This is a genomic window from Pseudoalteromonas atlantica (assembly GCF_043641955.1).
Lineage (GTDB): Bacteria > Pseudomonadota > Gammaproteobacteria > Enterobacterales > Alteromonadaceae > Pseudoalteromonas > Pseudoalteromonas atlantica_A.
The window spans coordinates 1-2,977 of the sequence record NZ_JBHZRV010000023.1 but is presented as its reverse complement, the minus strand read 5'-3'; the positions used below and the strand labels follow the sequence as shown (position 1 = coordinate 2,977).

The 2,977-nt window shown below is 49.6% G+C and carries 1 rRNA gene; it reads right to left on the bottom strand.

The features are described 5' to 3' along the window. Positions 1-65: 65 nt before the first annotated feature. Positions 66-2,952 (bottom strand): 23S ribosomal RNA (locus tag ACHUE3_RS19800). Between the last annotated feature and the right edge of the window lie 25 nt (positions 2,953-2,977).

Here is a 2,977-nt window from a genome sequence, read left to right as displayed (position 1 = left end):
AATCTACTTTAGTCTATTAACTTCTTCGCTTGTTTCACTATCACATAAAACGCGTTTGGCGTTGTATGGTTAAGCCTCACGGGTAATTAGTACAAGTTAGCTTAACATGTCACCATGCTTCCACATCTTGCCTATCAACGTTGTAGTCTTCAACGGCCCTTCAGAGACTTTAAAAGTCTAGTGAGAACTCATCTCGAGGCCTGCTTCGCGCTTAGATGCTTTCAGCGCTTATCAGTTCCGAACGTAGCTACCGGGCAATGCCATTGGCATGACAACCCGAACACCAGCGGTTCGTTCACTCCGGTCCTCTCGTACTAGGAGCAACCCCTCTCAATTCTCAAACGCCCACGGCAGATAGGGACCGAACTGTCTCACGACGTTCTAAACCCAGCTCGCGTACCACTTTAAATGGCGAACAGCCATACCCTTGGGACCGACTTCAGCCCCAGGATGTGATGAGCCGACATCGAGGTGCCAAACACCGCCGTCGATATGAACTCTTGGGCGGTATCAGCCTGTTATCCCCGGAGTACCTTTTATCCGTTGAGCGATGGCCCTTCCATTCAGAACCACCGGATCACTATGACCTACTTTCGTACCTGCTCGACGTGTCTGTCTCGCAGTTAAGCTGGCTTCTACCATTACACTAACCGTACGATGTCCGACCGTACTTAGCCAACCTTCGTGCTCCTCCGTTACTCTTTGGGAGGAGACCGCCCCAGTCAAACTACCCACCAGGCACTGTCCGTAACCCCGATTCAGGGGCCAACGTTAGAACATCAAAACTACAAGGGTGGTATTTCAAGGACGACTCCAACAAAACTAGCGTCTCATCTTCAAAGTCTCCCACCTATCCTACACATGTAGGTTCAATGTTCAGTGCCAAGCTGTAGTAAAGGTTCACGGGGTCTTTCCGTCTAGCCGCGGGTACACAGCATCTTCACTGCGATTTCAATTTCACTGAGTCTCGGGTGGAGACAGCGTGGCCATGGTTACACCATTCGTGCAGGTCGGAACTTACCCGACAAGGAATTTCGCTACCTTAGGACCGTTATAGTTACGGCCGCCGTTTACCGGGGCTTCGATCAAGAGCTTCGTCCGAAAACTAACCCCATCAATTAACCTTCCGGCACCGGGCAGGTGTCACACCGTATACGTCATCTTGCGATTTTGCACAGTGCTGTGTTTTTAATAAACAGTCCCAGCCACCTGGTCACTGCGGCTCCAATTAGCTCAGGGAGTAAATCCCGTCACCCATCGGAGCGTACCTTCTCCCGAAGTTACGGTACGATTTTGCCTAGTTCCTTCACCCGAGTTCTCTCAAGCGCCTTAGTATTCTCTACCTGACCACCTGTGTCGGTTTGGGGTACGATTCGGTATAATCTGAAGCTTAGAGGCTTTTCCTGGAAGTATGGCATCAGCAACTTCACACCCTTAGGTGCTCGTCTCGTGTCTCAGTCTTAGCAACCCGGATTTTCCTAAGTCACCAACCTACTCACTTTCACATGGACAACCATCGCCATGCTTGCTTAGCCTGCTCCGTCCCCCCATCGCAATTATACCAAGTACGGAAATATTAATCCGTTTCCCATCGACTACGCCTTTCGGCCTCGCCTTAGGGGTCGACTTACCCTACCCTGATTAACATGGGATAGGAACCCTTGGTCTTCCGGCGTGCGGGTTTTTCACCCGCATTATCGTTACTCATGTCAGCATTCGCACTTCTGATACGTCCAGCATACCTCCCGGTACACCTTCAACCGCTTACAGAACGCTCCCCTACCACTCAGAATAAATTCTGAATCCGCAGCTTCGGTGCATAGTTTAGCCCCGTTACATCTTCCGCGCAGACCGACTCGACCAGTGAGCTATTACGCTTTCTTTAAAGGATGGCTGCTTCTAAGCCAACCTCCTGGCTGTCTGGGCCTTTCCACATCGTTTCCCACTTAACTATGACTTTGGGACCTTAGCTGGCGGTCTGGGTTGTTTCCCTCTTCACGACGGACGTTAGCACCCGCCGTGTGTCTCCCGGATAGTACTTTACGGTATTCGGAGTTTGCAAAGGGTTGGTAAGTCGGGATGACCCCCTAGCCTTAACAGTGCTCTACCCCCGTAAGTATTCGTCCGAGGCTCTACCTAAATAGATTTCGGGGAGAACCAGCTATCTCCCGGTTTGATTAGCCTTTCACTCCAAGCCACAAGTCATCCCCTAACTTTTCAACGTTAGTGGGTTCGGTCCTCCAATTGATGTTACTCAATCTTCAACCTGCTCATGGCTAGATCACCGGGTTTCGGGTCTATACCTTGCAACTATTCGCCCAGTTAAGACTCGGTTTCCCTACGGCTACCCTAATCGGTTAACCTCGCTACAAAATATAAGTCGCTGACCCATTATACAAAAGGTACGCAGTCACAGAACAAGTCTGCTCCTACTGCTTGTACGTACACGGTTTCAGGTTCTATTTCACTCCCCTCACAGGGGTTCTTTTCGCCTTTCCCTCACGGTACTGGTTCACTATCGGTCAGTTGGGAGTATTTAGCCTTAGATGATGGTCCACCTATATTCAGTCAAAGTTTCACGTGCTCCGACCTACTCGATTTCACTTAAAATGTATTTTCATGTACGGGACTATCACCCTGTATCGTGGCACTTTCCAGAGCCTTCCATTAACACATAATAAGCTTAAGGGCTGTTCCGGTTTCGCTCGCCGCTACTTCCGGAATCTCGGTTGATTTCTTTTCCTACGGGTACTTAGATGTTTCAGTTCTCCGCGTTCGCCTCGTTAACCTATGTATTCAGTTAACGATACCTGCAAGCAGGTGGGTTTCCCCATTCGGAAATCTTAGTCTCAAGTGCTTTTTACTAGCTTGACTAAGCTTATCGCAAGTTAATACGTCCTTCATCGCCTCCAACTGCCAAGGCATCCACCGTGTACGCTTAGTCACTTAACCATACAACCCAAACGGGTCTTTGTTT